Origin of the sequence: Shigella sp. FC1567, assembly GCF_001743015.1 — a bacterium.
GTDB classification, from domain to species: domain Bacteria; phylum Pseudomonadota; class Gammaproteobacteria; order Enterobacterales; family Enterobacteriaceae; genus Escherichia; species Escherichia coli.
Genome location: NZ_MIIV01000198.1, coordinates 1 through 2,918, shown reverse-complemented (window position 1 = coordinate 2,918; position 2,918 = coordinate 1). Strand labels below are relative to the sequence as shown.

Genomic DNA, 2,918 nt, shown 5'->3' with positions numbered 1-2,918 from the left:
AGTACTGCGCATACGATTACCGGGTCATACAGGAGCAGTCTGGTCTGAAAACATCAATGTCGCGTAAAGGTAACTGTTACGACAACGCTCCGATGGAAAGCTTCTGGGGAACGCTGAAAAATGAGAGCCTGAGCCACTATCGTTTTAATAACCGGGATGAAGCCATCTCAGTAATACGGGAATACATTGAGATTTTCTACAATCGTCAGCGTCGTCACTCTCGTCTGGGGAATATCTCCCCGGCAGCCTTCAGGGAAAAATATCATCAGATGACTGCTCAAAAAAAGAACAAATGGTAGTGTCCGCTATTGCCAGTACACCTCATACACATCCCCTTGCTGGGTCGTATTAAAGGTTATCTGACTGGAAAGTGCCGCAAGGAGTAATAACGCATTCATATTCTTCTCCCGAAAAAAAACAGGGCTTGCGCCCTGTTTCTGTAATACAAATGATGTATTAGTACTGATGAGCGGTCGCGTTGTTACCAAAGCCAACCTGAGTCACGTTGACGGAGGAGTTAGATGCAGTCTGGCCAACTGCAGCACCGTTGCCACCACCGAACTGTTTAACCGTCATTTCAGAATTTTTGCCGTTCCACTGATCAAGAGTAGCGCTATTACCGAAGCCACGTTGGGTCAGATCGATTGAGCTGTCATCTGAGCCCTGACCAACATCTGCACCATTACCGCCGCCATGCTGGGTAATAGTCAAGTCAGAGTTACGGGCATCAGTTTGCAGAGCAAGTGCAGAGTTACCGCCACCGTACTGGTAAATGTTCAGCTCAGAATTTGGGCCGCTATTATTACCGCCACCACCGTGGTTACCGCCGCCGCCGTACTGAGGAACAACACCTGCCAGAGCGCTACCGGAGAATACGATTGCTGCAATTGCTGCTACTTTTAAAAGTTTCATGTAAAACCCCCATCGGATTGATTTAAAAGTCGAATGGAAATTAACGTTGTGTCACGCGAATAGCCATTTGCGACTGTCTCTGCACTACAATTGCCGTTTTTTGAGTACCATACTGTGTAATATTTGCTTTATTACCAGAACCTTTCTGGATAATCATCGCAGTATTACCATAAGCACCTTGCGAAATACTGGCATCGTTGGCACTGCCCGCCTGATCAATATATGCAAGGTTATTAGACTGCCCCCTCGAATCTCCAGACAACCAGTATCACTTAAATAAGTGATACTGGTTGTCTGGAGATTCAGGGGGCCAGTCTACGCAACCTGTATTTTGTTAACGCTGCGTTATGATGGAAAGTATGTCTGCGGAAATATTTTTAATAACTCACCCGCGCGTTGTATTTTTCTTTTTTTGTTCATACCAAAGTATTAAAACCCACGTAAATACGCTGTTATCTACGCAAAAAATATTTTGTTTTCTTTTAAATCTCCGTTTTCCGCTATCAAAAATCACCAGACAGTCATTTTTCTTGCCCGTCGCTGATTGCTGCGATATGTCTTGCGCACAAGCCGTGACAAACCTCGTCTTTTTGGAGTAAAAATTTGTCCACGGAGGTGCGGAGAAAAAACAAGAACGTTTTACATGACGAAAGGACTACACCGAAATATTTTTTATATGTATTATTAGTAAGTTATCACCATTTGTATGATTTTTTAAAATTGTGCAATAAAAACCAAATGTACAACTTTTCTATCATTTCTAAACTTAATAAAACCTTAAGGTTAATATTTTAGTATAACAAGTTACATTTAGTTACATGTTTAACGCTTGATTTAAGTTTTGTAATGGCTAGATTGAAATCAGATGTAATCCATTAGTTTTATATTTTACCCATTTAGGGCTGATTTATTACTACACACAGCAGTGCAACATCTGTCAGTACTTCTGGTGCTTCTATTTTAGAGGCAGCTGTCAGGTGTGCGATCAATAAAAAAAGCGGGGTTTCATCATGTTTAATGAAGTCCATAGTATTCATGGTCATACATTATTGTTGATCACTAAACCTTCTTTGCAGGCGACAGCTCTCTTGCAGCACCTTAAACAATCGCTGGCAATTACAGGAAAATTACATAATATTCAACGTTCTCTGGACGATATCTCTTCAGGCTCTATTATTCTTCTGGATATGATGGAAGCAGATAAAAAGCTTATCCATTATTGGCAGGATACTTTGAGCAGGAAAAACAACAATATCAAAATATTGTTGCTAAATACGCCTGAAGATTACCCGTACCGCGACATTGAAAACTGGCCTCATATCAACGGCGTTTTTTATTCCATGGAGGATCAAGAACGTGTTGTCAATGGGTTGCAAGGCGTCCTGCGCGGCGAATGCTACTTTACGCAAAAGCTTGCCAGCTACTTGATTACGCATTCAGGTAACTATCGTTATAACAGCACGGAATCAGCCCTCCTTACTCATCGGGAAAAAGAGATCCTGAATAAGCTGCGTATCGGCGCGTCTAATAACGAGATCGCTCGTTCGTTGTTCATCAGCGAAAATACGGTTAAAACGCATCTTTATAATCTTTTCAAGAAGATAGCCGTAAAAAACCGGACACAAGCGGTTTCCTGGGCAAACGATAACCTCAGGCGATAAAGCCATGAAACGTTATTTACGCTGGATTGTGGCGGCAGAATTTCTGTTCGCCGCAGGGAATCTTCACGCCGTTGAGGTAGAAGTCCCGGGATTGCTAACTGACCATACTGTTTCATCTATTGGCCGGTAATGCTGCCAACTTACTGATTTAGTGTATGATGGTGATTTTAAGGTGCTTGCGTGGCTTCCATTTCCATCAGATGTCCTTCCTGCTCCGCTACTGAAGGCGTGGTGCGTAACGGCAAAAGCACTGCCGGACATCAGCGCTATCTCTGCTCTCATTGCCGTAAAACATGGCAACTACAGTTCACTTACACCGCCTCTCAGCCCGGTACGCACCAGAAA

4 protein-coding genes and 3 pseudogenes are annotated in these 2,918 nt (G+C 43.0%); 4 read left to right on the top strand and 3 right to left on the bottom strand.

Annotation, left to right across the window (positions count from 1 at the left end; all coding sequences use genetic code 11):
- A partial coding sequence (locus tag BHE85_RS12755) for an integrase core domain-containing protein (protein WP_146627992.1) occupies positions 1-299 on the top strand: 299 nt, incomplete at its 5' end.
- An 18-nt stretch (positions 300-317) separates the two neighbouring features.
- On the opposite strand, the pseudogene csgC reads toward BHE85_RS12755, so the two are convergent.
- From csgC to csgB, 3 genes and pseudogenes are all read right to left on the bottom strand, one after another.
- Positions 318-398: pseudogene (gene csgC, locus BHE85_RS12750) on the bottom strand (curli assembly chaperone CsgC); the annotation flags it as partial.
- 58 nt (positions 399-456) lie between these two features.
- Entirely contained in the window at positions 457-912 is a 456-nt protein-coding gene (gene csgA / locus BHE85_RS12745) for a curli major subunit CsgA (protein WP_039064174.1), read from the bottom strand.
- Between the two features lie 40 nt (positions 913-952).
- Positions 953-1,150 (bottom strand): annotated as a pseudogene (gene csgB / locus BHE85_RS12740) (curli minor subunit CsgB); the annotation flags it as partial.
- Positions 1,151-1,922: 772 nt separating this feature from the next.
- Here csgB and csgD point away from each other — a divergent pair.
- The 3 genes and pseudogenes from csgD to BHE85_RS12725 form a co-directional block, all read left to right on the top strand.
- Complete coding sequence (csgD, locus tag BHE85_RS12735) at positions 1,923-2,573, top strand: biofilm master transcriptional regulator CsgD (RefSeq protein ID WP_000481505.1); 651 nt, start codon at positions 1,923-1,925, stop codon at positions 2,571-2,573.
- Between the two features lie 4 nt (positions 2,574-2,577).
- Positions 2,578-2,697 (top strand): annotated as a pseudogene (locus tag BHE85_RS12730) (curli production assembly/transport protein CsgE); the annotation flags it as partial.
- 56 nt (positions 2,698-2,753) lie between these two features.
- Positions 2,754-2,918 (top strand): IS1 family transposase (locus tag BHE85_RS12725; protein ID WP_047664789.1); only part of this gene is annotated, 165 nt, incomplete at its 3' end.